Below are 22,629 nucleotides of genomic sequence, written 5' to 3'. Positions count from 1 at the left end.
CCTTGAGCACGTCGTCTTGCTCGCGCCAAGCTGTCGTTTCATCGGTCGGCTGCAGGCTGGCGGGCATCCGTCGGTCGTGTCGCGGCCGACCGGTCGGCGTGCGGACCATCGAAGGCCAGATCGCTGCAGCATGGGGACGCGGCAGCGGACACCAGACACCCCGCGAAACGAAGGAAACGAGGATGAAGACCCAGAGGCTCTTGCTTGCTACCGCGCTGTCCGCGCTTGCGCTCGGCGCTGCGCCGACCCTGGCGGCGACCGTTGTCACCATGAACACCGTGCAGATCTTTGGCACGATCGATCCGGCCAAGATCTCCGACTATACCGACTACATGGCCGCCGTTAACCTCTATGACGGGCTGGTCTCGGTCGACTCGGGCGGCAACATCGTTCCGGAACTGGCGGAGAGCTGGACCGTCTCGGACGACGCCAAAGAGGTCACCTACAAGCTGCGCGACGATGCGAAGTTCTCCGACGGCTCGCCGGTCGAGGCCAGCGACGTGGTCTACTCGGTGGAGCGGCTGCTGCGCATCAACCAGGGCCCCGCAAACCTGTTCGCCGACGTCCTGGCGCCCGGCTCGGTCACCGCCGTGGATGCCAAGACGGTGAAGTTCACGCTGTCCAAGACCTTCGCGCCGTTCCTCACCACCGTGCCCGCCATCATGATCCTCAACGAGGAAGTGGTGAAGGCCAACGAGGGCAGCGATGACGGCCAGACCTGGCTGGCCACCAACGTGGCCGGAGCCGGCGCCTATTCGCTGAAGAGCTGGGATCGCGGCTCGCAGATGACCATCACGCGCAATGCGGACTACTACAAGGGCTTCGGCCCGGGCCCGATCGACGAGGTCCGCTGGATCGTCACCAATGACGAGGCGACCGTGAAGTCCCTCGCCGCCTCCGGCGAACTCACCATGACCAGCCAGTTCCAGTCGCCGGAAACCTACAAGGCGCTGGTCGACATGGGCAGATTCACCCTCGTCTCCGAGGACACCTCGACCGCGTTCTACCTCAAGTTCAACACCAAGGTGGCGCCGACCGACGACGTCCATATCCGCCGCGCCCTGGCGCTGGCGACCGACTATGCCACCATCCGCGAAGTGATCTTTCCGGGCGGCGTGCTGTCGACGCCGCTGCCGAAGGCCTTCGCCGCCTTCCATGCGGACGACATCCCGGAGCCCAAGTACGACCTCGAGGCGGCCAAGGCGGAAATCGCGCAGTCCAAGTATGCCGGTGCCCCGATCCCGATCACCCTCGGCTATGTCGCCGGCGCCAAGTTCGAGGAGGAGATCAGCCTGCTGCTGCAGGCCAATCTCGAGCAGCTCGGCTTCGTCGTCACGCAGCAGGCGGACCCCTGGAACGTGATCACCGAGAAGGCCGCCAAGGTGGAATCGTCGCCGGCGGTGAACCAGATCTTCTTCGGCCCGACCTACCCCTCGCCGGACTCGATGTTCTTCACCCAGTACCACTCCAAGGCGGCCGGCACCTGGGCCTCGATGGAGTGGATCGCCGACCCCGAGATCGACGCCCTGATCGACGAGGCGCGCGGCACTGGCGACACCGCCCGACAGGCCGAGATCTACAAGTCGCTGCAGCACAAGCTGGTCGACATGCAGGCCGATGCCTTCCTGCTGACCCAGACCGTGCAGCACGCCATGGACAAGTGCCTCACCGGCTTCAAGCCGGTGCCGATGCAGTCGTTCGACTACGACTTCGTGCGCTACAGCTGGACCTGCTCGTAAGGTCCCCGGCTCCCCGGCCCTAACCGGGGAGCCATTCCTCATTTCCCGGGTTCCCGCACTTGGAATTCCTGCTCTTCCTCGTTCGCCGCATCCTGTGGTCGCTGCTCGTGCTTGTCGGCCTGTCGATGGTCATCTTCGCCATCGCCCGCGTCGTCCCGGGCGATCCGGCCCGGATGGCACTGGGACCGACGGCGACGCAGGAGCAGGTGAGCGATCTGCGCGAGAAGCTCGGCCTCAACCGGCCGATCGTCGAGCAATACGGGCTGTTTGTCGCCGGGCTGGCGCAAGGCGACCTGGGGCGTTCGCTGCTCACCGAGCGGCCGGTCAACGATGACATCCGCAGCACCTTCGCGGCGACGTTCGAGCTGGTCCTCGTCACCATCACCCTGGCCTTCGCGCTCGGAGTGCCGCTGGGGGTGGCGGCGGCGCGGTGGAAGGACCGCTGGCCCGACAACCTGGTGCGCATCCTCGCCATCTTCTGCGCGGTGACGCCGAGCTTCTTCCTCGCGCTGCTGCTGCAGATCCTCGCGGGCTATGTGCTGCACATCCTGCCCACGACCGGGCGGATGCCCCACAACATCGACTTCATCGCCGACATCACCGGGCTTATGTCGATCGATTCCCTGCTGAAGGGCCGCCTGGACGTGTTCGGCGAGGCGTTCCGCTACCTGCTGCTGCCGTCCCTCGCGCTCGCCGCCGCGACTATGGGCCAGATCGCCCGCATCACCCGCTCCTCGATGATTGACGTCGCGAGCCAGGACTACATCGAGGCAAGCCGTGCCTTTGGCGTGCCCGAACCGGTGCGCGTCTTCAAGTACATGCTGCGCCCCAGCTTCGTGCCACCGCTCACCATCCTCGGGCTCGAATTCGCCTCGCTGATCGGCAATGCCTTCGTCGTCGAACTGGTCTTCGCCTGGCCCGGCATGGCGGCCTACGGCATCCGCACGATCCTGCAGAAGGACCTCAACGCCGTGATGGGCGTGGTGATGGTCTCGGGCGTGTTTTTCGTCCTCGTCAATCTCGTCATCGACGTGCTTGTCGGCTTCGTCGATCCGCGCATCCGCATTCGGGGAGCGCGCTGATGGCCGACGTCGCGGCGCCTGTGCGGCGCCTCTCCAACGCCTACCAGAACTGGTACCGCTTCTCGCGCAATCCGACGGCGGTGGTCGGCGCGCTGATCGTCACGCTCGTCGTCCTCGCCGCGATCCTCGCGCCCTGGATCACGCCCTATCCGGAGCATGTCGGCGCGGTGGTCAACTTCCGGGCGCGCCATCTGCCACCGTCGGCCGAATATTGGTTCGGCACCGACAATGTCGGCCGCGACATCTTCACCCGAGTCATCTTCGGGCTGCGCGTCTCGCTGCTCCTGGCCCTGGTCGTGCTCGGTACCGCCGTGCCGATCGGCACGATCCTGGGCCTGCTCGCCGGCTACTTCGGCGGTTGGGTCGAAATCGTCATCATGCGCATGACCGATATCGCCCTCGCCATCCCGCCGCTCGTCATGGCCCTCGCCGTCACCGCCGTGCTGTCGCCGGACCTCATCAACTCGATGCTGGCGATTGCGGCGCTGTGGTGGACCTGGCATACGCGCCTCGTCTACTCGATCACCCGACAGCTCAGGACGCAGGAGTTCGTCGAGGCGGCCGAGACGCTGGGCGCCAGCAAGGCCCACATCCTGTTCCGCGAAATCCTGCCCAACTGCGTCTCGGCCCTGTCGGTCAAGACCTCGCTCGATGCCGGCTTCGTCATCCTGGTGGGGGCGTCGCTGAGCTTTCTCGGCCTCGGCATCCAACCGCCGACCCCCGACCTCGGCACCATGGTCGCATCCGGCTCGGCGTTCCTGCCAGACTACTGGTGGGAATCGGTGCTGCCGGGCTCGGCCATCCTCGTCGTCGCGCTCGGCTTCAATCTGCTCGGCGACGGATTGCGCGACCTCTTCGACGTGGAGGACGTGCGGTGAGCGAGGCGCTGCTTTCGGTGCGCGACCTCAGCGTCGAGTTCACCACCTACGGCCAGACCAACCGGGTGTTGAAGGGCGTTTCGCTGGATGTTCCGGCGCGCAGCCAGGTGGCCCTGGTCGGCGAGAGCGGCTCGGGCAAATCGGTCACCATGAAGGCGATCATGGGGCTGTTGCGCACGCCACCGGCCCGCATCACCAGCGGGCAGATACTCTATGACGGACGCGACCTGCTCACCCTGCCGCATCGCGAGCGGCTGAAGCTGCGCGGCACCTCGATGTCGATGGTGTTCCAGGACCCGATGAGTTCGCTCAACCCGGTCTTCACCATCGCCGATCAGATGGGCACCATCCTCAAGTACGCCGACCGTCGCCTCGGTCGCGCGCGCTCCGCCAAGGAGCGCCGGGCGCGGGTGCACGAAGTGCTCGCCCAGGTGCGGATGCGCGATCCGGAGCGGGTGTCGCGCAGCTATCCGATCATGCTGTCGGGAGGCATGCGACAGCGCGTGCTGATCGCCATGGCCCTGCTCTCCGAGCCCCGGCTGCTGATCGCTGACGAGCCGGGGACGGCCCTCGACGTCACCACCCAGGCGCAGATCCTCAAGCTGCTCAAGGACCTGGTCGAGGCCCGTGGCCTCGCACTGATGCTGATCACCCACAATCTAGGCGTCGTCCGCGAGACCTCGGGCTATGTCTACGTCATGAACAAGGGGGTCGTGGTCGAGCACGGCCCGACGGCCCAGCTGTTCGCCGCGCCACAGGACGCCTACACCCAGGCCCTGATCGCCGCCGTGCCGCGGCTCACCGGCGGCACCCGCTTCGGCCAGCGCGAGGCGGCGTCATGACCGCCCGTCCCATGCTCGAACTCGTCGGACTCTCCAGGCACTTCCCGGTTCGCAGCCCGTTCGGCCGCATCACCGGAGTGGTGAAGGCGGTGGACAACGTCTCGCTCAGCATCCCGCGGGGTGGCGTCTACGGCCTTGCCGGCGAGAGCGGCTCGGGCAAGTCCACTATCGCCCGGATGATCATGGGGCTGACGCGACCGACGACCGGCGACATCCTGCTCGACGGCGAGAACATCACGGGCCAGACCGGCACTCGCGCCTACGGCCGCAAGGTGCAGATGGTGTTCCAGAATCCGGGCTCGTCTCTCAATCCGCGCCGCACCGTCGGCCAGTCGATCGCCGTGCCGCTCGCGGCGCATGCCTATCCGCGCGCTTCCTGGGCTGCGCGGATCGCCGAACTGCTGGACATGGTGCAACTGCCGTCCGACTTCGCCCAGCGCTACCCGCACGAGCTGTCGGGCGGCCAGAAGCAGCGCGTCGCCATCGCTCGGGCGCTCGCGGTGGCGCCCAAGCTGATCGTGCTCGACGAGCCGACCTCGGCCCTCGATGTCTCGGTACAGGCGCGGGTCATCGACCTCCTCGTCGATCTGGGACGCCAGCTCGAGTTGACCTACCTGTTCATTTCCCACGACCTGAGCCTGATGCGGAACTTCGCCGATACGGTCGGCGTGCTCTATCTGGGCCGGATCGTCGAGACCGGCCCGACCGCGTCGGTGTTCGAGCATCCGGCGCACGACTACACCCGCCTGCTGCTCGCCTCGGTCCCGGTGATCTCGGCCGAGGAGGAGGCGATGCGCCCCCGGATCGAGCTCATCGACGGCGAAATCCCGACGGCCGAAAAGCTCCTCGCGCTCCGCGCCGGCCAGAACCCGCACCCCTGAAGAACTCCAAGCAAGGATCCCTGCAATGATCAGAATCGGCATCGATGTCGGCGGCACCAATACGGACGCGGTCGTCATGGACGGGACCCAGGTGATCGCCGGCGTCAAGGCCGCGACCACCGCCGACGTGATGACCGGCGTCGTCAACGCCCTGCGCGACGTGCTTGCGGCCTCGGCGATGGAGGCCGGCAAGGTCGACGTGGTGATGATCGGCACCACCCACTTCACCAATGCCGTGGTGCAACGGCGTGATCTCGCCCAGACGGCGGCGGTGCGGCTGGGCCTGCCCGCCACCGCCTCGCTGCCCCCGATGGTGGACTGGCCCGAGGACCTCAAGCGGGCGATCGGCGGCCACACCTACCTGGCACACGGCGGCAACGAGTTCGACGGCCGGGTGATCTCGCCGCTCGATGAAGCCGAACTGCTCGGCATCGCCGCCGACATCGCCGCCAAGGGAATCAACACCGTCGCCATCAGCTCGGTGTTCTCCCCGGTGAGTTCCGATTTCGAAAAGCAGGCGGGCGAGGTCTTCGCCAGGGCCCTGCCCGGCGCCCACATCACGCTGTCGCACGAAATCGGCCGCATCGGGCTGCTCGAGCGCGAGAACGCGGCGATCATGAACGCCTGCCTTCGCGACCTCAGCGCCCATGTGATCGAGGCGTTCCGCAGGGCCATCGCCGCAACCGGCATTCGCGGCAAGTTCTTCCTGACCCAGAACGACGGCACGCTGATGGATGCGGCCTTCGCCGAGAAGTTTCCGGTCCTCACCTTCGCCTCCGGGCCAACCAATTCGATGCGCGGCGCGGCGTTCCTGTCGGGCGTCAAGGATGCCATCGTGGTCGATATTGGCGGCACCACCTCCGATGTGGGCTCGCTGCAGAAGGGCTTCCCCCGGCAGGCCACGGTGGCGGTTGAGGTGGGCGGCGTGCGCACCAATTTCCGCATGCCGGACGTGTTCTCGATCGGGCTGGGCGGCGGCTCGCACGTGGTCGAGACGGAAGGCGGCATCAAGGTCGGGCCGACCTCAGTCGGCTATCGCATCATCACCGAGGCGCTGATCTTCGGCGGGGCGACGCTGACCACCTCGGACGTCGTCGTGGCTGCGGGCCGCTACGAACTGGGCGACCGCTCGAGGGTCGGTCACATCACGCCCGACTTCATCGCTCGCACCCAGGCCCGTGTCATGGCCATGCTCGAGGACTGCGTCGAGCGCTCGCGGCTCTCGCCCGAGCCTTTGCCGGTGATCGTCGTCGGCGGCGGCTCCATCCTCGTCGACGGCCCGATCGGCGGCCTCGAGGTGATCAAGCCCAACCACTTCGCCGTCGCCAATGCAGTAGGTGCCGCCATCGCTCAGGTCTCGGGCGAGATCGACCGCGTCTACGCGCTGGCCGAGATCAGCCGCGACGCCGCCCTCGCCGATGCCAGGGAGCGGGCGACGGACGCGGCGGTGGCTGCGGGGGCGCGTCGCGACAGCATCGAGATCGTCGATGTCGAGGACGTGCCGCTCGCCTACCTGCCTGGCAACGCCACCCGCGTCAGGGTCAAGGCGGTGGGAGAGCTGCATGTCGCGTGAGATCTACCGGCTCACCGAGGCCGATCTCGAGCCGCTCGCCGTCGGCGCGGCGCTGCTCGGCACCGGTGGCGGCGGAAATCCCTATGTCGGGTTCCTCAGGGCGCGGGAAATCTTCCGGCAGGGCGCGGCGGTGCCGCTGCTCGACCCGGGTTCGCTGACCGAGGCGGACTGGATCGGCGAGATCGGTGGCATCGGCGCCCCGGTCGTCTCGATCGAAAAGTTCGAGCAGGGCGACGAGGGAACCCGGGCCTTGCGCGCCGTCGAGGAGGTTCTGGGGATCAAGGTCGTGGCGCTGATCTCCGGCGAGATCGGCGGCGCCAATGCCATGGAGCCGGTGATCACCGCGGCGCGGGCGGGACTCGCGGTGGTCGACGGCGACGGCATGGGCCGGGCCTTTCCCGAGGTGCAGATGTGCACCTTCTTCATCTACGGCGCGAAGCCCTCGCCGGCCGCCATTGCCGACGAAAAGGGCAATGTCGTGGTCTACCGCAACGTCATCGACATGTACTGGCTCGAGCGGCTCGCCCGCCACACCACGGTGGACATGGGGGCCACCGCCATGCTGGCCCTGCCGCCGATGCGCGGCGACTTCGTCCGTCGCACCGCAGTGCCCGGCACGGTCACGCAGGCCATCGCGATCGGCCGCACCATCCGGCAGGCTCGGGCGAAGCGGCAAAACGTCGTCGAGCGCGTCGTCGAGGCGACCGGCGGCAGGCTGTTCTTCACCGGCAAGATCACCGACATCCGTCGCCATCTGGTCGGAGGCTTCGCCCGAGGCGAGGCGATCCTCGGAGGAACCGGCGACTGGGCTGGCTCGGAGGCGCGCATCGCCATCCAGAACGAGAACCTCGTGCTCTGGGTGGATGGTGTGCCGGTGATCATGGTGCCCGACCTGATCGTCAACCTCGAACTGGACACCGGCGAGCCGCTGACCACCGAGGTGCTCCGCTACGGGCAGCGCCTCGCCGTGATCGGCCTGCCCGCCCACGACCTGCTGAAGACGCCGGAAGCGCTCAGGGTCATCGGACCGGCGGCCTTCGGTTACCCCGACCTCACCTTTTCGCCGCTCGGCGCCCCCGCCTGAAAGGACAGACCATGAAGATCCTGCGCACCATCAAGGCCGAGGACATGGAAGACATCGCAACCGGCGGCGCCATCCTGGGCACAGGCGGCGGCGGCGACCCGTATATCGGCAAACTCATGGCCCAGCAGGCCATCAGGCAGCACGGCCCGGTCAACCTCATCGACATCGACGAACTCGCCGACGACGCCCTGGTCGTTCCGGTGGCGATGATGGGGGCCCCGACGGTGATGACCGAGAAGCTGCCGCAGGGCGACGAGTTGATCAACGCCTTCCGTGCCCTCGAGCAACTGCTGGGCAGGAAGATCGACGCGGTGCTGTGCGGCGAGGCGGGCGGCGTCAATTCCACCACCCCGTTCGTCGTCGCCGCGATGACCGGGCTGCCGCTGGTCGATGGCGACGGCATGGGACGGGCCTATCCCGAACTCCAGATGGTGACCTTTACCATGCACGGCGTTTCGGCCACCCCGATGGTGCTGTGCGACGACAAGGGCAACTCGCTGGTTCTCAACACCGTCTCGAACGCCTGGACGGAGCGGCTTGCCCGTGCGGCGACGGTGGAAATGGGCGGTTCGGCGCTGCTGGCCTTCTACTCGATGACCGGCGCAGTAGCCAAGAAGGCCATTGTGCGCGGCACTCTGACGCTGTGCGCCCAGCTCGGCGAAACCCTGCGCCGGGCCAAGGCGGGCCATGTCGACCCGGTCAACGCCGTAGTCGACAGGCTCGGTGCGCGCGTGATCTTTCACGGCCGCATCAAGGATATCGAGCGGCGCACCGTCGGCGGCTTCGCACGCGGCACGGCCCGCTTCGAGGGTGTCGAGGACTGGAAGGGGCACAGCTTCAAGCTGGATTTTCAGAACGAGTTCCTGATGGCCGAGCGCGACGGCGAAATCCTCGTCACCACGCCGGACCTGATCACCGTGCTCGAGGCGGAGTCCGGTCGTCCGGTCACCGCCGATGCGCTGCGCTACGGCCTCAGGCTCATCGCGCTGGCCCTCCCCTCCAATCCGCAATGGCAGAACCCGGCCGGGATCGCGCTCGTCGGCCCGCGCTACTTCGGCTACGACGTGGACTACCGCAACTACTTCGAGACCTGAGGCGACCGACGCCGCTGGACAGCGCCGCCAGCGGCTGGCAGCCTGCCGGCCGTCGAGAGGGCTTGGAGGACCGTATGCCGCAGTATGACATGAGCCTGGCGCAGTTGCGGGAATACCGCAGCACCGCCGAGCTGCCGCGCAACTTCGACGATTTCTGGAACGTGACGCTGTCAGAGGCGCGGGCACTGGCCATGCCGGCGCGTTTCGAGCTGGTCGATGTGGGGCTCAGGCTGGTCGAGGTGTACGACGTCACCTTCTCCGGCTTCGGCGGACATCCGATCCGCGGCTGGTTCATCCTGCCCAGACGTCGCGATGCCGAACTGGCCTGCGTGGTGAAGTTCATCGGCTATGGCGGCGGCCGCGGCTTTCCGCACGAACACCTGATGTGGCCGACCGCCGGCTATGCGCTTCTGGTCATGGATACACGAGGCCAGGGCAGCAGCTGGTCGAAGGGCGATACGCCGGATCCCGTCGGCTCCGACCCGGCGCTTCCGGGCTTCATGACGCGCGGCATCCTCGACCCCGAGACCTACTACTACCGTCGCGTCTTCACCGATGCCGTCCGGGCGATCGAGACTGCGGCGCAGCATCCGGCGGTCGATCCCGGCCGCATCGCAGTGGTGGGCGGCAGCCAGGGCGGCGGCATTTCGCTCGCGGCAGCCGGCCTCGATCAGCGGGTACGGGCAGCAATGCCGGACGTCCCGTTCCTCTGCGACTTTCCGCGCGCCGTCACCTTCACCCCGCGCGATCCGTTTCCGGAGATCTCGCGCTTCCTCGCCGTACATCGCGACAAGGTGGAGCGGGTGTTCAGGACGCTCGGCTATTTCGACGGGGTGAACTTCGCCGCCCGCAGTTCCGCCGCGGCGCTGTTCTCGGTCGGCCTGATGGATACGATCTGCCCGCCCTCGACCGTCTTTGCCGCCTTCAACGCCTTTGCCGGCGCCGACAAGACCCTCAACGAGTACGGCTTCAACGACCACGAGGGCGGCGGCGCGTTCCAGGAGCGGGCACAGGTGGCCTGGCTGGGCGAGCGCTTCTGACGCAGCGTCAGCCCTGCGCCAGCAGGGCTTCGATCTCGGCCCGCGTCGGCATGGACGGCGCGGTCCCCGGCTTCTGCACCGACAATCCGGCCGTGGCGCAGCCGAAAAGGACCGCCGCCTCGGCCGACTTGCCTTCGGCGAGAGCCACAGCGAAACCGCCGTTGAACGCGTCCCCCGCGCCGGTGGTATCGACCACGCGGGGCACCTTGAATGCCGGCACCATGAAGGTCCCTGCCGCGCCATGCAGCAGGGCGCCCTTCTCGCCCAGCGTGATCAGGGCATTGCGTGCGCCGCGCCGAACCAGATCGCGCGCCGCGGCGAGCGCCTCGTCCTCCGTCTCCACCTTGAGCCCGGTGAGCGTCGCCGCCTCGGTTTCGTTGGGGGTGACATAGTCGCAGAGGCCGTAGATCGAATCGTCGACGGGCAGCGCCGGCGCCGGATTGAGGATGGTGATCACCCCGTGCCGGCGGGCCAGGCGCAGGCCGGCCAGCGCGGTCTCCACCGGCTGCTCGAACTGGGTCAGGAAAACCTTCGAGCCGGCGATCGCGACCTCGGCCGACGCGACATCCGCCGACGAGAGCATTGCCGCCGCACCGCTCTCGACGATGATGGCGTTGTTGCCGGTCTCGGTGGAGACGAAGATAAAGGCCGCGCCGGTCGGCAGGCTGTCATCGATCACCACCGCCGAGGTGTCGATACCATCGGCGGCCCAGGCCTTCCGGGCCATTTCGCCGAAGGTGTCGCGGCCAATCCGCGTGATCATGCGGGCGTCCGCCCCGGCCCGCGCTGCCGCGATGGCCTGGTTCGAACCCTTGCCGCCGGGGCCGTCCTTGAAGCCCTGCCCCAGGATGGTTTCGCCCATTACCGGCAGCCGCGGCGCCTTGAACGCCAGGTCCGCGACGAAAATCCCGAGCACCGCGACTGCCGCCCGCCCCATGACTGTTCTCCTCGTGGGCCGGTTAGCTCAGCTTGCCGGCCTTCAGTGCCGCCAGGATCCAGTTCCGGTAGGTCTGGTCCCGACCTTCGATTTCGGGGGACACCTTGCTGGCTTCCTCCATGAAGTAAAGATAGTCGCGCCCCATTTCCTCACCGCGCAGCGTGTGCATGTCGACCGCGAAGTCGGGAATCTCGGGCAGCCGTTCGCCAAAGGCCATGCTGTGCTTGGCCCAGTTGAGCATGTCGTCGGTGGTGCGGTCCTTCGGCCCCGCCGCCATCACCCGGATGGCGTGCGCAGCGAACAGGAACCGGTCGTGCTCGGGGCGCTGAAAGCGCTGATGCATGCGATAGAGCGTGTCGATGAGGATCGGTGCCTGCGGGTTGCCGAGCCCCACGTCCTCGACCGAGATGACCGAGAGCCGGGCCCAGAGCTTCTCCTCCAACTCCGGGCTGGTGAGGTACATCTCCCAGCCCAGCAGCAGGGCATTCTCGACGAGGCCGCGGCGGATCGACTTCTGCAGGGCCGAGATCACCTCGTCGGCGGCAAAGCCGTGTTCGGTCGTGGTGCGCTGCCACGGATCGGGCGCCTGTCGGACCCTGGTCATCGGCCGGAGACCCAGCCGGCGATCTGGTTCCACAGCGGCGCATAGCCGGCCCAGTCGCAGAAGGGTGGCGGGGCCCAGTGCGGCCCGCAATCGGAGGTGAAGGCGACGGAGCGCCCCTTGCCGAAGCTCCCGGCGACGACCAGCGGGTGGCCGGCCACCCGGACCAGCACCTCGGCATCAGGCCTCGCCTCGACTTCGTTGAAGCCCAGCAGCGCCGGCCACTCGGCGTCCAGCCCAGCCACGATGGGGTGACTCCGGTCGCCCACCCGCGGCACCACGCCCTGAGGGGATTCGACGCGGTCGTCGCGATGGTGCAGCCGCACCGGCAGGGCCTCCTCGACCGGCGAGCCGGCCCATTTGCCCTTGGCCTCGATGCCCTGGAAGGTGAGGTAGCCGCCGATCATCACCAGCCCGCCGCCGCCCTGCACATAATCGCGGATCGAGACCAGACGGTTCGGCAGGGGGATCGAGCGCACGAAGGTATCGGGGTGCAGCAGCAATGTGTTGGCGCCGATGTCGGAGAGCATCACCACATCGTAGGCGGCGAGTTCGGCGACGGTGAGGGGAAACTCCCGCGCGGCGAGGTGGTTGGGCAGGAAGGTCACGTCCCAGCCGCCGGATTCGAGCGCCGCCTTCAGCCAGCGCACGCCCTCGTTGTACTCGGTGGTGGTGAAGCTGTCGAAGCCCTTGGTGTGGATCGAATGGGTCACCCAGGATTCACCCGCGATCAGTACGCGCTTGCTCACGCCATCTTGTCCTTGTTTCTAGGGGCGCCGACCGACTGGCGCACCATGAGTTGCACCGGCAGTCGCGTCAGCATCGGCGGCGACTCCCCGTTGAGGAGGGCCAGCAGGGTCTGAAAGCCCAGCCGGCCCAGCGACTCGACAGGCTGGCGGATTGCACTGAGCGGCGGCGTCAGCAGTTCACCGAAGCTCATGTCGTCGAAACCGACCAGGGACATGTCGTCCGGGATGCGCACGCCCCTCGCCCTCAGGCCCTGCACCGCCCCGATCATCAGGTAGTCCGAGGAGGCGAACAGGGCCGTCGGGGGGTGGTCGAGGGCGAGGAAGTTCAGCGTCGCGGCCCGGGCAAGATCGGGTGCGAAGCTGCCGATCGCCACATATTCAGGGCGAGTACCGATGCCGGCTTCCCGCATGGCCCGGACGAACCCGGCGTAGCGCTCGCCTACGGTAAACAGCCCGTCGGGACCGCCCAGATAGGCAATCCGCGTGTGGCCGGCCTCGATCAGGTGCCGCGTCGCGGCGTGAGCGCCCGCCTCGTTCTCGACGAACAGGCGCGGGGCGCTGACGCCGGGGATGTCCTCGTCGACGATGACGACGTTGCGGCGACGGCCGATCAGGGCGGCGAGCGTGCCGTCGTCGGCGGTGTTGGTCATCATCAGCAGCCCGTCGACATGGCCGTCATGCAGCCGCTCGAGCGAGGCGATCTCGCGCTTGCGGTCGGAGCGGGTCGAACTGATGAAAACGGTATAGCCGTGCCGGTCCGCCTCGTCCTCGAAGGCGGAGGCCAGCTCGGCGAAAAAAGGTTCGCGAATCTCGGGGGTTACGAGGCCGACGGCCTCGGTCTTGCCGGTCGACAGGCGCTTGGCCAGCAGGTTCGGCCGGTAGTCGAGCTTGCGGATGGCGGCGTCGATCCGGGCGGCGGTGGTCGAGGGCAGCTCGATGCGGTTGTTCAGGTAACGCGACACCGTCGTCGGCGATACGCCGGCATCCTGCGCCACGTCATGGATCGTCGCCATCTCACCCCCACTCGCAACCGCAAGGCTAGTGCGCCGCAAGCGCTTTAGTAAAGCGGTTTCATGAACGCACATGAACGCTGTCTGAACGAGATCACCAGACGATCGGGTGCGTCCTACCCGTCGCGACATTGACGAGCCCCTCCGGCGCCAGAGGCGAGGGGGCCACCAGCACCCAGCGCCACGGCGCGCAGGTGAGCGTGGCGAAGGCCAGCCGCTCGGGAAAACCGGGCCACCAGCGCGGCGAGAAGGTCGGCTCGTACATCCAGTCCACCCGGGCGCCGGCGGCGTAGAGCGCCTGCATGTCGCGATCGAGCTCGGCGGCGGGGCGGCAGCTCATCAGCCCGCCGACCTCGTAGGTGACGGTGGCGGCGAGTTCACCCCCCCTGACCAGGGCCCAGCCGCCCTGGGTGTCGGTGAGCGCGTTGACGGCCCGGGCCATGGCGGCGTCGGACGAGCCGACGACCCAGATATTGTGCTTGTCGTGGCCGAGCGAGGCGGCGAGGGCGGTCTCGGCGTCGCGCGGACCGGTGCCGAGCCAGAACATCTTCGCCACCTTCCCCTCGCCCGAGAAGCGATCGACGATGGCGAACTTGGTGACGTTGCGGGCGCTGTCGCGCTGCACCTCGCCGTCGGCGACCGGCATCTCCATGGTGATGAAGTCGTCGGCCCAGTGGAACGGCCGCAGCACCGCCGCCTGCATGGTCGCGCGGCCCGGCGCCGCAGGGATGACGAAATCGGCCGCGGTCAGCCGGCGCTTGATGTTGACGGTGCGAGTCGCCCAGGCCGGCCAGTCGATGCTGGGCACCGGCGCGAGGTAGCGGCCGTCGCGGGCGACTTCGTTGCCATCGGCCCAGACCGAGGCGATGGAGAGCTTCTCGACATCGTCGAGCAGCACGAGGTCGGCATAGCGCCCCGGAGCCACCGCCCCGACCCAGGGGGTGAGGCGCATGTGCCGGGCGGGATTGATCGTGACCAGCTGGATGGCGATCTCGGGCGCCAGCCCGTTCTCGATGGCGAGGCGGACATTGTGGTCGGTGGCGCCGAGCTTCAGCGTATCGGTGGCCGAGCGGTCGTCGGTCGCGAGCGCGAACTGCGACCAGTCGGCCAGCCCGTCGGCCCGCATTGCCTTGACGATGTCGGGCAGCGAATGCGGACGCAATTGCATGAACAGGCCGCGGCGGAGCTTGTCGCGCACCTCGTCGGGCGTCCACGCCTCGTGGTCCGATGCCATGCCGGCGGCGGCGAAGGCGTTGATCTCGGGGAGGCCCCGGAGCCCGGCGGCATGGCCCTCGACCACGCCGCGCTGCTCGAAAGTGGCGCGGATCATGCCCCAGAGCCGCTGGTAGGAGGGGTTTTCCGGGTTCCACACCGCCGGCCAGTCCATCACCTCGTCGAGCCCGGCAACCTGCAGCGACTGGGCGAGGAACTGGCGCTGCTCGGCATAACCGAAATGCCCGCCGCCCCATTCGTAGGCGGTGGGCGGCACGGCCGAGCCGGGGAGCGGGAAGATCTTGGCCGGCGAGCCGGCGCGCCGGGCGGTGAGCCAGAACTCGAGGTTGTGCGGCCCGTCGACATTGGAGAATTCGTGGCTCGCCTCGCAGGTCCAGGTGCAGCCATGCGGCAAGACCAGCGCCGCTTCCCATTCCGGGGTGAGGTGCGAACTCTCGATGTGCTTGTGCACCTCGCCGAAGCCGGGAACAGCGGAGAGGGCGGGCTCGTGGACGCGTTCGCCGACTTCGCCCGGCCAGACGCCGGCCGGCCCGACCCAGGCGATGCGCCGGCCGCGGATGACGATCTCCTGGTCCTCGTGCCAGCGGCGCGCATGCACGTCGAGCAGCCGGCCGACGCGCAGAGACCGGTCGGCCGGACGCTTGCCGAGGGCCACGAGGGTGAGGTCCTGGCGGATCGCGACTTCGTCGGCGGCGTCGAGGAGGAGATCGGGGGGGAGATGGGTCATGGGGTGCCGTGGCGATGTCCGGGTCTCTGGCCTTCCCCCCTCCCAGCCTCCCCCGCAAGGGGGGAGGTGCCGGCCGGTGCGCTTGGCGAGCTCGAGCCACAGCCGCTCTTCACCTCCCCCCTTGCGGGGGAGGTCGGGAGGGGGGTCTCCGCGCACACCGGCATCCCTAGATCCCCCATTTCGCCCGCCAGATCGCGATCAGCCTGAGCGATTCCGCCGCGATGGCGGCGATCAGCTGTTCGCCCTTCTCGGCCGTGGCGGGGCGGGGGTCGCCGAAGATGCCGCTCTTGCTGAAGGCGCTCAGCTGCATGGGCTCGTGGCCGAAGAGTTCGGGGAACTCGGGGTATTCGGGCATCGCGCGATCGAGGCGAACGCTCTCTGGCGCCAGCGCCAGCAGCATCGAGGTCTCGACCTCGTCGGCATGATAGAAGCCGGGGCCGGCCGGCGGGCTCTCGACCACTTCGGCGGCGATGGCTTCGAGCCGGGGGTAGTCGAGATGCAGCACCGGAAAGCCGAGTTCGCTCAGGCTCCGCGCGGCGAGCGCGATCGGTTCGCGATTGCCGAAATGGCCATTGACGGTGACCAGCCCGCGTACGCCCATGCGATGCAGGCCGCGGCCGAGATCGACCACCGTGGCGCGCAGCGTGTCCGGCGACAGAGACAGCGTGCCGGCCCAGCCCTCGGCGGTCCACGCGTCGCCATAGGCGATGGCCGGCAGCAGCAGCCCGTCGCAGCCCGCGGCGATGCGGCGGGCGACGCCGGTGGCAAGGACGGTGTCGGTGAGGAGCGGCAGGTGCGGGCCGTGCTGCTCGACCGCCCCCACTGGCAGGATGGCGACGAGGCCGCCCTCGATCGCTGCCGAAACATCCTCCCAGCTGGCGGTGGCGGCGTCGAGCATCAGGCCCACCCGACGGTGGTGAGGGGCACGCCGGGGGCGAGCCTCCCCAGCAGTTCGCCGACACTGGCCGCATAGTCGACGGCGCCGCCGAGGCGCGTGCCGAGCGTCGCGGCGGCGATGTCGGAGGTGGCGCAGCCATGGGCGACGAGGTCGATCATGGCGGCCTGCAGCGGCCCCATTGTCGGATTGAAGGCGACGCTCTCGATCGAGAAGCCAGAAACGAGGCTGCCGTCCCTCAGTTCCAGCACCAATGCCCCGGGGCAGCGGCTGTAGGGCGCATGGGCCCGCCGCCCGGCCGCCCGCAACGCTGCGGCGGTGGCCGGCGGCAGCCCGTTCGGAACGAGGTCCAGTTCGGGCAGCGTTCCCTTGCCCGTCACCAGTCCCGCTTCGCCGAGATAGGCCGGATCGAACGGCCAGGGATAGAGCTCGGCCATGGTGAGGCGATGGCCGAGCGGGTCGATGAGGACGAGATCGCGGCTCGCCGCGAATTCCGACAGGTATTGCCGGCAGTGGGCACAGGGGTGCGCCTCGCCGATGGCGATGGCGGCGACCGAGGTGCCGCGCGAGGCGGCGCGGGTGAAGACGAACCCCTCGCCGTGAATGGTGAAGCCCAGGTGCGTGCCGGGGAACTCGACATTGCCACCGAGGATCAGGTTGCCGGTCTCGCGCTCGAGCCCGACCGCGCCGACGAAGAACTGCGAGATCGGCGGCAGCGCGATCCGCCGCGCCACCGGCAGCGCAAGCAGCATCAGCATTTCGATACTGCCGAGGGCAAAGCTATCGACCAGCCGCGCCACCTCTTGGCTGCCGACGATCCCGCCCAGGTTGTCTGCCGTCCGATAGGCGCGCGCGGCCACGAGGCCGGCCAGCTCCGCCTCGAGTTCCGGGCCGATCAACGTGCTCAGCTCCAGATGCCGGGCGGCGATCGCGGGATCGGCGAGGAAGGGGTTGGCGCTCACGGGCCCGGTCCGGAATGCATTTGACAAGCGCCTTTCAACTGTCGTTACATCGTCATGTAAACCGGTTTACCGGATGGGGGTCAAATGGGTTCGACGCTTATCCACGGAGCGACCATCCTCTCCGTGGACGCTGGAGATCGGGTGTTCGCAGGTGGCTTCGTAGCCATTCGCGACGGCCGGATCAGCGCGGTCGGACCAGCGGCCGAAAGGCCCGATCCAGCCGGCTTCGACGAGGTGCTCGACCTGACCGGGCACCTCGTCATGCCGGGCCTCGTCAACGCTCATACCCATTCGGCCATGGTGCTGTTCCGCGGCCGGTCCGAGGGGCAGAGCCTGCTGACCATGGACGGCTGGTACAACTCGATCCGCGAGCCGGAGCTGTCGCTCGTCGCCTCCGATATCGGCCCGGCGGTGGCGCTCTCCTGCGCCGAGATGGCGCTTTCGGGCACCACCACCTTCTGCGACCAGTACTTCTTCGCCGAGGAAATCGCCGAGGCCGTCAAGCAGTCGGGACTGCGCGCCGTGATCGCCTATGGCATCGTCCAGCTCGGCGATGCGGCGCGCGGCGAGGAGGAACTGGCCCGCGCCACGCACTTCCTCGAGAAGCAGCGCTCGGCCGATGGCCGGGTCATCCCCTGGTTCGGGCCGCACGCGCCCTATGTCGACAATACCGAGGACCTGCTCAGGGCCGAAGTCGAGATCGCGAGGACGCATGGCGCCGGGCTGCACATGCACATGGCGGCCGGCCCCGAGGACAACGAGGAGACGCTGCGACGCTACGGCAAGACCGCGGCAGTGGCGCTCGAGGCCACCGGCTTCTTCTCGGGGCGGGTGCACGTCGCCCACTGCCTCGACCTCAGCGCCGAGGACATCGCCGTCTTTGCCCGCGCCCCGGCCGCCTCGGTCGCCTACTGCGCCAGTGCCGGGCTCAGGTCGGGGCGCGATGGCATGTGCCCGGCGGTGGACCTCAGGGCGGCGGGGGTTACCGTTGCGATCGGCACCGACAATGTGGCGGCCAACAACTCCTACGACATGGTCAGCGAGATGCGCGTCGCCGGACTGGTCGCCAGCCACCGCGAAGGCCGGGCACAGCCGCTGTCCAGCCGCGAGCTGATCCGCATGGCCACCATCGAGGGCGCCCGGGCCCTCGGCCTCGACCACGAGATCGGCAGCCTCGAGGTCGGCAAGTCGGCAGACATCGCCGCTTTCGACCTCTGCGGACCCGGCTATTCCGAGACGCCGGACCCCGAGACCGCACTGATCTACTCCGGCAGCGGACGCGACCTGCGGCACCTGTGGGTAGCCGGAGAGCCCCTTGTGCGCGACCGCGTGCTTATGCGACGCCCCTATGCCAATATCCGGTCCGCCTACTCGGCCACCTATGCCGAGTTCTGGGAGCGCGTCGCCGACGCGCGGCAAAGCAAAGAAAAAGAAGTAGCTTGACCAAACGTACCTTCATCTTCGACAGCGACGGGGGTGTCGACGACGCCCAGGCGCTGATCCTGCTGGTGGCCAACGGCAGGGTGCCCGACCTGATCACCACGGTGTTCGGCAATGTCGGGCTCGACCAGGCGACCACCAACCTGCTGGCGGTCACCGCGACCCTCGGCGTGTCGATTCCCGTGCACAAGGGCGCGGACCGGCCGCTGACGCAGCCGATCATCGATGCCAAATACGTGCATGGCGACGACGGCCTGGGTGGCGCGCGCCGTCCGCCCCGGCAGGACCTGCCGGCTTCCGAGGATGGCGTGGGCGTGCTGCGCCAGGTGTTCCGCGATGCCGCGGCGAAGGGCGAGAAGGCCGACATCCTGATGATCGGGCCGCTCACCAACCTGGCGCTGGCGCTCCGGCTCGAGCCCAACATCCTCGACGGCATCGGCACGCTCACCATCATGGGCGGCAATGTCTACGGGCGCGGCAACACCACTCCGGCCGCCGAGTTCAACATCTATGCCGATCCCGAGGCCGCGCACGTGGTGCTGACGGCCGGCATAGAGACGATCGTGGTGCCGTGGGAGCCCTGCACCACGCACTACATGGAGGGCGCGCGGGTCGAGGCGCTGTTCGACGGCATCGCATCCTCGCCGCTGCGCGATTTCTCCAAGGCGCTGGCCAGCCACGCCCGCCACAATTCGGTGAGCCGGGGCAATCCGGACCGCCTGCTCTATGTCGATCCGCTGGCCGCCGCGGTCGTCCTCGATCCCACGATGGTCACGAGGTCGATCAAGGCGTCCTCGTCGGTCGCCCTGGCCCCCGGCATCACCCGCGGCATGACGCTGGTCGATCCCTCGGGGCGCCTCGGCACCCCCAAGATTACGTTCGTCGAGGAGGTCGACATCGCCAAGGTCGATGCCCTCTACGCCGTATCCGCCGCCTATTCCCCCTGAACCAGAACAACCGCAAACAGGAGTGCGCATGTCTCTGCTCTCGACTCTCGGAAAAGCTGCAACCGGAGCCCTGCTCGCGGCCAGCATGCTGGCCTCGACGGCGATCCCCGCCGCAGCCCAGACCTATACCAAGGACAACCCGCTCAAGGTCGCGCTGGTGCTGCACGGCACGCTCGGCGACAAGAGCTTCTTCGACAGCGCCAAGGCCGGCATGGACAAGGCCACGGCCGAGCTGCCGGTCGACGTCAAGATCATCGAGATGGGCTATGACCGCTCGAAGTGGCAGCCGGGCATCGCGGACGCGGTCGATTCCGGCTACGACGTGGTGATCGCCGGCACCTTCGACATGACCGGCTACATCACCGAGCTCGCCAACGAATATCCGGACGTCAAGTTCATCGACTTCGACGACTCGCCGGACTTCTCGGGCGGCGCCTTCCCGAACGTGCTGGCGGTGCAGTACGGCACCTCGACGGCGGGCTATCTCGCCGGCTACGCGGCGGCCAAGATCTCGAAGTCGGGGATCCTGGGCACCATCCTCGGCATGGAGTTCCCCACCGTCACCGACTTCAAGACCGGTTTCGACCAGGGTGCCAAGGATGCCAATCCGAACATCCAGATCCTGAATGCCACGGCCGGTACCTTCTCCGACCCCGCCAAGGGCAAGGAAATCGGCCTCGCCCAGCTCAACCAGGGCGCCGACATCATCTTCCCGATCGCCGGCGGCACGGGCCTGGGCGCCCTGCAGGCGGTCAAGGAAGCCGGTGGCGGCCAGCTGGCCGTCGGCGTCGACAGCGACCAGGCGACGATCTTCGCCGCGACCGACGCGGCGCAGGCCGACGTGATCTTCACCTCGGTCGAAAAGAAGGTCGGCGAGTCGCTGTTCCTGGCGCTCAAGGGCACCATTGACGGCACCCAGGCCTATGGCCAGCGCGTCGTGCTCGGCCTCAAGGACGGCGCCGTGGGCATCTCCAAGAATGCCCAGTACGAGAAGCTCGTCCCGGCCGATATCCGCGCCGAGATCGAGGCCAAGGAAGCGGCAATCATCGCCGGCGAGATCGTCGTCGCGGCCGACGTGAAGTGACCTGACCACCGAGGGGCGCCGCCGGTCGCGGCGCCCTTCTTCACACTGGGGGCAGCCGGGGGCAGCATGGCGCTTCTTGAAGCAATCGGGATCAGCAAGACCTATCCCGGCGGCGTGGTGGCCAATGACGGGGTGAACCTCGTCATCGAGCCGGGCGAGGTTCACGCCGTGGTCGGCGAGAACGGCGCGGGCAAATCCACGCTGATGAAGATCCTGTTCGGCATCGAACAGCCCAATTCCGGCACCCTGACGCTGGACGGCCGGCCGGTGCGCTTCGCCAATCCGCGCGAGGCGATCGAGGCCGGCATCGGCATGGTGTTCCAGCATTTCTCGCTGGTTCCGAGCTTTTCGGTCTACGAGAACGTGGTGCTCGGCTCCGAGCCGCGCAGCGGCATCCGCTTCGAGCGCCACAAGGCGATCGCCGAGGTGAAGGCGATCTCGGACAAGTTCCGCCTCTCCGTCGACCCGATGCCGCCGGTGATGACGCTGCCGGTCGGCCAGCAGCAGCGCGTCGAGATCCTCAAGGCGCTGTATCGCAATGCCCGTATCCTGATCCTCGACGAGCCGACGGCGGTGCTCGCCCCGCAGGAGGTGCAGGAACTGTTCGTCGCCATCCGCTCGCTGGTGGCGCAGGGCAAGACGGTGATCTTCATCGCCCACAAGCTGCCCGAGGTGCTGGAGATTTCCGACACCATCACGGTGATGCGGCAGGGCAAGACGGTGGGCCAGGTCAAGGCCAGGGAAGTGACCGAGAAGAGCCTCGCCGCCATGATGGTGGGACGCGAGGTGACGCTCAGGGTCGAGCGCCAGGCGACCGACCAGAGCCAGCGCGTCGCCGCCATCGCGGGCCTGCGCGTCGTCAATGCCCGCGGCACCGAGGTGGTGGCCGGGCTGGATCTCAACGTCCATGCCGGCGAAGTCGTCGGGCTGGTGGGCGTCGAGGGGAACGGCCAGGCCGAGACGCTCGAGGCGGTGGCGGGGCTGCGGGCCATTGCGGCCGGCACGATCCGCATCGCCGAGCAGAACGCCACGGCGATGAGCGTCCTCGAGCGGCGCGCGCTCGGGCTCGCCTCGATCCCCGAGGACCGCATCGCGCAGGGGCTGGCCACCGGCGCCACGGTCGCCGAGAACCTCGTCGCGACCCGCCTCAACGAGAGCCGCTACGTGCGCAACGGACTGCTCGACCTCAAGGCCATAAAGGCCAATGCGGTGCAGCTGATCGAGCGCTTTTCGATCCGCGTCGGCGGCCCGGCCTACACCGTGGACACGCTCTCGGGCGGCAACATGCAGAAGGTCGTGGTGGCGCGCGAACTCGCCGAGCAGCCCAAGCTGCTGCTGGTCAACCAGCCGACGCGCGGCGTCGACCTCGGTGCCACGCAGTTCATCTGGCGCACCATCACCGACGCGCGCGATGCCGGCGCGGCGGTGCTGCTCAGCTCGGCCGACCTCAGCGAGTTGCTGGCGCTGAGCGACCGGCTGCTGGTGCTGTATCGCGGCAAGATCGTCGCGGCCTTCGTCAATACGCCCGACCTCACCCCCGAAACGCTCGGCACCTACATGCTCGGGCTCTCGACCCAGACCGCAGACGAAATGAAGGCGGCATTGCGATGAGCAGCGGATCCGAAACCAAGACCTCGTCGCGCTGGGCGGCGTTCCGGCAGGAAATCGGCCGGGCCGGCGGGGCACTGCTGATCTCGCTGCTGGTCACCTTCGTCATCGTGCTGCTGACCTCCAAGGATCCCCTCGGCGCGTTCGAGCAACTGCTGACGCAGTTGCCGCAGAAGACTCGCACCTTCGGCTACTGGATCGACGATGTCGCCAAGCTGACCAT

At 68.1% G+C, this 22,629-nt stretch carries 21 protein-coding genes; 14 read left to right on the top strand and 7 right to left on the bottom strand.

Going from position 1 to position 22,629, the window contains the following annotated elements; genetic code table 11:
• Window positions 1–182 precede the first annotated feature (182 nt).
• From ACE3TU_RS01550 to ACE3TU_RS01510, 9 genes are all read left to right on the top strand, one after another.
• Complete coding sequence (locus ACE3TU_RS01550; RefSeq protein WP_374619314.1) at window positions 183–1,739, top strand: ABC transporter substrate-binding protein; 1,557 nt, start codon at window positions 183–185, stop codon at window positions 1,737–1,739.
• A gap of 59 nt (window positions 1,740–1,798) precedes the next feature.
• Window positions 1,799–2,821 carry an ABC transporter permease gene (locus ACE3TU_RS01545; RefSeq protein ID WP_374619312.1) on the top strand — a complete coding sequence of 341 codons (1,023 nt, stop codon included), beginning with the start codon at window positions 1,799–1,801 and terminating at the stop codon, window positions 2,819–2,821.
• Window positions 2,821–3,699, top strand: a complete 879-nt coding sequence (locus ACE3TU_RS01540) for an ABC transporter permease (protein WP_374619310.1) — start codon at window positions 2,821–2,823, stop codon at window positions 3,697–3,699. The genes ACE3TU_RS01545 and ACE3TU_RS01540 overlap by 1 nt, the downstream gene beginning before the upstream one ends.
• Complete coding sequence (locus ACE3TU_RS01535) at window positions 3,696–4,541, top strand: ABC transporter ATP-binding protein (RefSeq protein ID WP_374619308.1); 846 nt, start codon at window positions 3,696–3,698, stop codon at window positions 4,539–4,541. Before ACE3TU_RS01540 ends, ACE3TU_RS01535 begins: the two co-directional genes overlap by 4 nt.
• Window positions 4,538–5,422 carry an ATP-binding cassette domain-containing protein gene (locus ACE3TU_RS01530; RefSeq protein WP_374619305.1) on the top strand — a complete coding sequence of 295 codons (885 nt, stop codon included), beginning with the start codon at window positions 4,538–4,540 and terminating at the stop codon, window positions 5,420–5,422. Before ACE3TU_RS01535 ends, ACE3TU_RS01530 begins: the two co-directional genes overlap by 4 nt.
• Before the next feature lie 25 nt (window positions 5,423–5,447).
• On the top strand, window positions 5,448–6,995 hold the full coding sequence (locus tag ACE3TU_RS01525) for a hydantoinase/oxoprolinase N-terminal domain-containing protein (RefSeq protein ID WP_374619303.1): 1,548 nt from the start codon (window positions 5,448–5,450) through the stop codon (window positions 6,993–6,995).
• A complete protein-coding gene (locus tag ACE3TU_RS01520; protein ID WP_374619300.1) occupies window positions 6,985–8,079 on the top strand; it encodes a DUF917 domain-containing protein in 1,095 nt (364 codons plus the stop codon). Before ACE3TU_RS01525 ends, ACE3TU_RS01520 begins: the two co-directional genes overlap by 11 nt.
• Before the next feature lie 11 nt (window positions 8,080–8,090).
• Window positions 8,091–9,173: a DUF917 domain-containing protein gene (locus ACE3TU_RS01515; protein WP_374619298.1), complete on the top strand. Its 1,083-nt coding sequence runs from the start codon at window positions 8,091–8,093 to the stop codon at window positions 9,171–9,173.
• A 74-nt stretch (window positions 9,174–9,247) separates the two neighbouring features.
• A complete protein-coding gene (locus ACE3TU_RS01510; protein WP_374619295.1) occupies window positions 9,248–10,213 on the top strand; it encodes an acetylxylan esterase in 966 nt (321 codons plus the stop codon).
• A gap of 7 nt (window positions 10,214–10,220) precedes the next feature.
• Here the strand turns inward: ACE3TU_RS01510 and rbsK are convergent, their stop codons facing one another.
• From rbsK to ACE3TU_RS01475, 7 genes are all read right to left on the bottom strand, one after another.
• Window positions 10,221–11,150, bottom strand: coding sequence for a ribokinase (gene rbsK / locus ACE3TU_RS01505; RefSeq protein WP_374619292.1), 930 nt, complete (start codon window positions 11,148–11,150; stop codon window positions 10,221–10,223).
• A gap of 22 nt (window positions 11,151–11,172) precedes the next feature.
• Entirely contained in the window at window positions 11,173–11,754 is a 582-nt protein-coding gene (locus tag ACE3TU_RS01500; RefSeq protein ID WP_374619289.1) for an AAA family ATPase, read from the bottom strand.
• Window positions 11,751–12,500 (bottom strand): glutamine amidotransferase, encoded by a 750-nt coding sequence (locus ACE3TU_RS01495; RefSeq protein WP_374619288.1) that lies wholly within the window; start codon window positions 12,498–12,500, stop codon window positions 11,751–11,753. Before ACE3TU_RS01495 ends, ACE3TU_RS01500 begins: the two co-directional genes overlap by 4 nt.
• The gene (locus ACE3TU_RS01490) at window positions 12,497–13,513 is read right to left on the bottom strand and encodes a LacI family DNA-binding transcriptional regulator (RefSeq protein ID WP_374619286.1); all 1,017 of its coding nucleotides are present in this window, start codon (window positions 13,511–13,513) and stop codon (window positions 12,497–12,499) included. Before ACE3TU_RS01490 ends, ACE3TU_RS01495 begins: the two co-directional genes overlap by 4 nt.
• Before the next feature lie 91 nt (window positions 13,514–13,604).
• On the bottom strand, window positions 13,605–15,470 hold the full coding sequence (locus ACE3TU_RS01485) for an adenine deaminase (protein WP_374619284.1): 1,866 nt from the start codon (window positions 15,468–15,470) through the stop codon (window positions 13,605–13,607).
• A gap of 166 nt (window positions 15,471–15,636) precedes the next feature.
• Window positions 15,637–16,368: a creatininase family protein gene (locus ACE3TU_RS01480; RefSeq protein ID WP_374619282.1), complete on the bottom strand. Its 732-nt coding sequence runs from the start codon at window positions 16,366–16,368 to the stop codon at window positions 15,637–15,639.
• Window positions 16,368–17,327 (bottom strand): hypothetical protein, encoded by a 960-nt coding sequence (locus ACE3TU_RS01475; protein ID WP_374619280.1) that lies wholly within the window; start codon window positions 17,325–17,327, stop codon window positions 16,368–16,370. Before ACE3TU_RS01475 ends, ACE3TU_RS01480 begins: the two co-directional genes overlap by 1 nt.
• Before the next feature lie 84 nt (window positions 17,328–17,411).
• Here ACE3TU_RS01475 and ACE3TU_RS01470 point away from each other — a divergent pair, with 84 nt between their 5' ends.
• The 5 genes from ACE3TU_RS01470 to ACE3TU_RS01450 form a co-directional block, all read left to right on the top strand.
• A complete protein-coding gene (locus ACE3TU_RS01470) occupies window positions 17,412–18,770 on the top strand; it encodes an amidohydrolase family protein (protein WP_374619278.1) in 1,359 nt (452 codons plus the stop codon).
• Window positions 18,767–19,714 carry a nucleoside hydrolase gene (locus ACE3TU_RS01465; protein WP_374619276.1) on the top strand — a complete coding sequence of 316 codons (948 nt, stop codon included), beginning with the start codon at window positions 18,767–18,769 and terminating at the stop codon, window positions 19,712–19,714. The genes ACE3TU_RS01470 and ACE3TU_RS01465 overlap by 4 nt, the downstream gene beginning before the upstream one ends.
• Window positions 19,715–19,742: 28 nt before the next feature.
• Window positions 19,743–20,798 (top strand): BMP family protein, encoded by a 1,056-nt coding sequence (locus ACE3TU_RS01460; RefSeq protein WP_374619273.1) that lies wholly within the window; start codon window positions 19,743–19,745, stop codon window positions 20,796–20,798.
• Between the two features lie 66 nt (window positions 20,799–20,864).
• The gene (locus tag ACE3TU_RS01455) at window positions 20,865–22,409 is read left to right on the top strand and encodes an ABC transporter ATP-binding protein (RefSeq protein WP_374619270.1); all 1,545 of its coding nucleotides are present in this window, start codon (window positions 20,865–20,867) and stop codon (window positions 22,407–22,409) included.
• Window positions 22,406–22,629, top strand: a 224-nt coding sequence (locus ACE3TU_RS01450; protein WP_374619268.1) for a hypothetical protein, incomplete at its 3' end; no start/stop codon positions are given. The genes ACE3TU_RS01455 and ACE3TU_RS01450, both read left to right, overlap by 4 nt.

It is taken from the genome of Devosia sp., from assembly GCF_041917035.1.
GTDB lineage: Bacteria > Pseudomonadota > Alphaproteobacteria > Rhizobiales > Devosiaceae > Devosia_A.
Note: the sequence above shows the minus strand (reverse complement) of the source record. Positions and strands in the feature narration are given on the sequence as shown.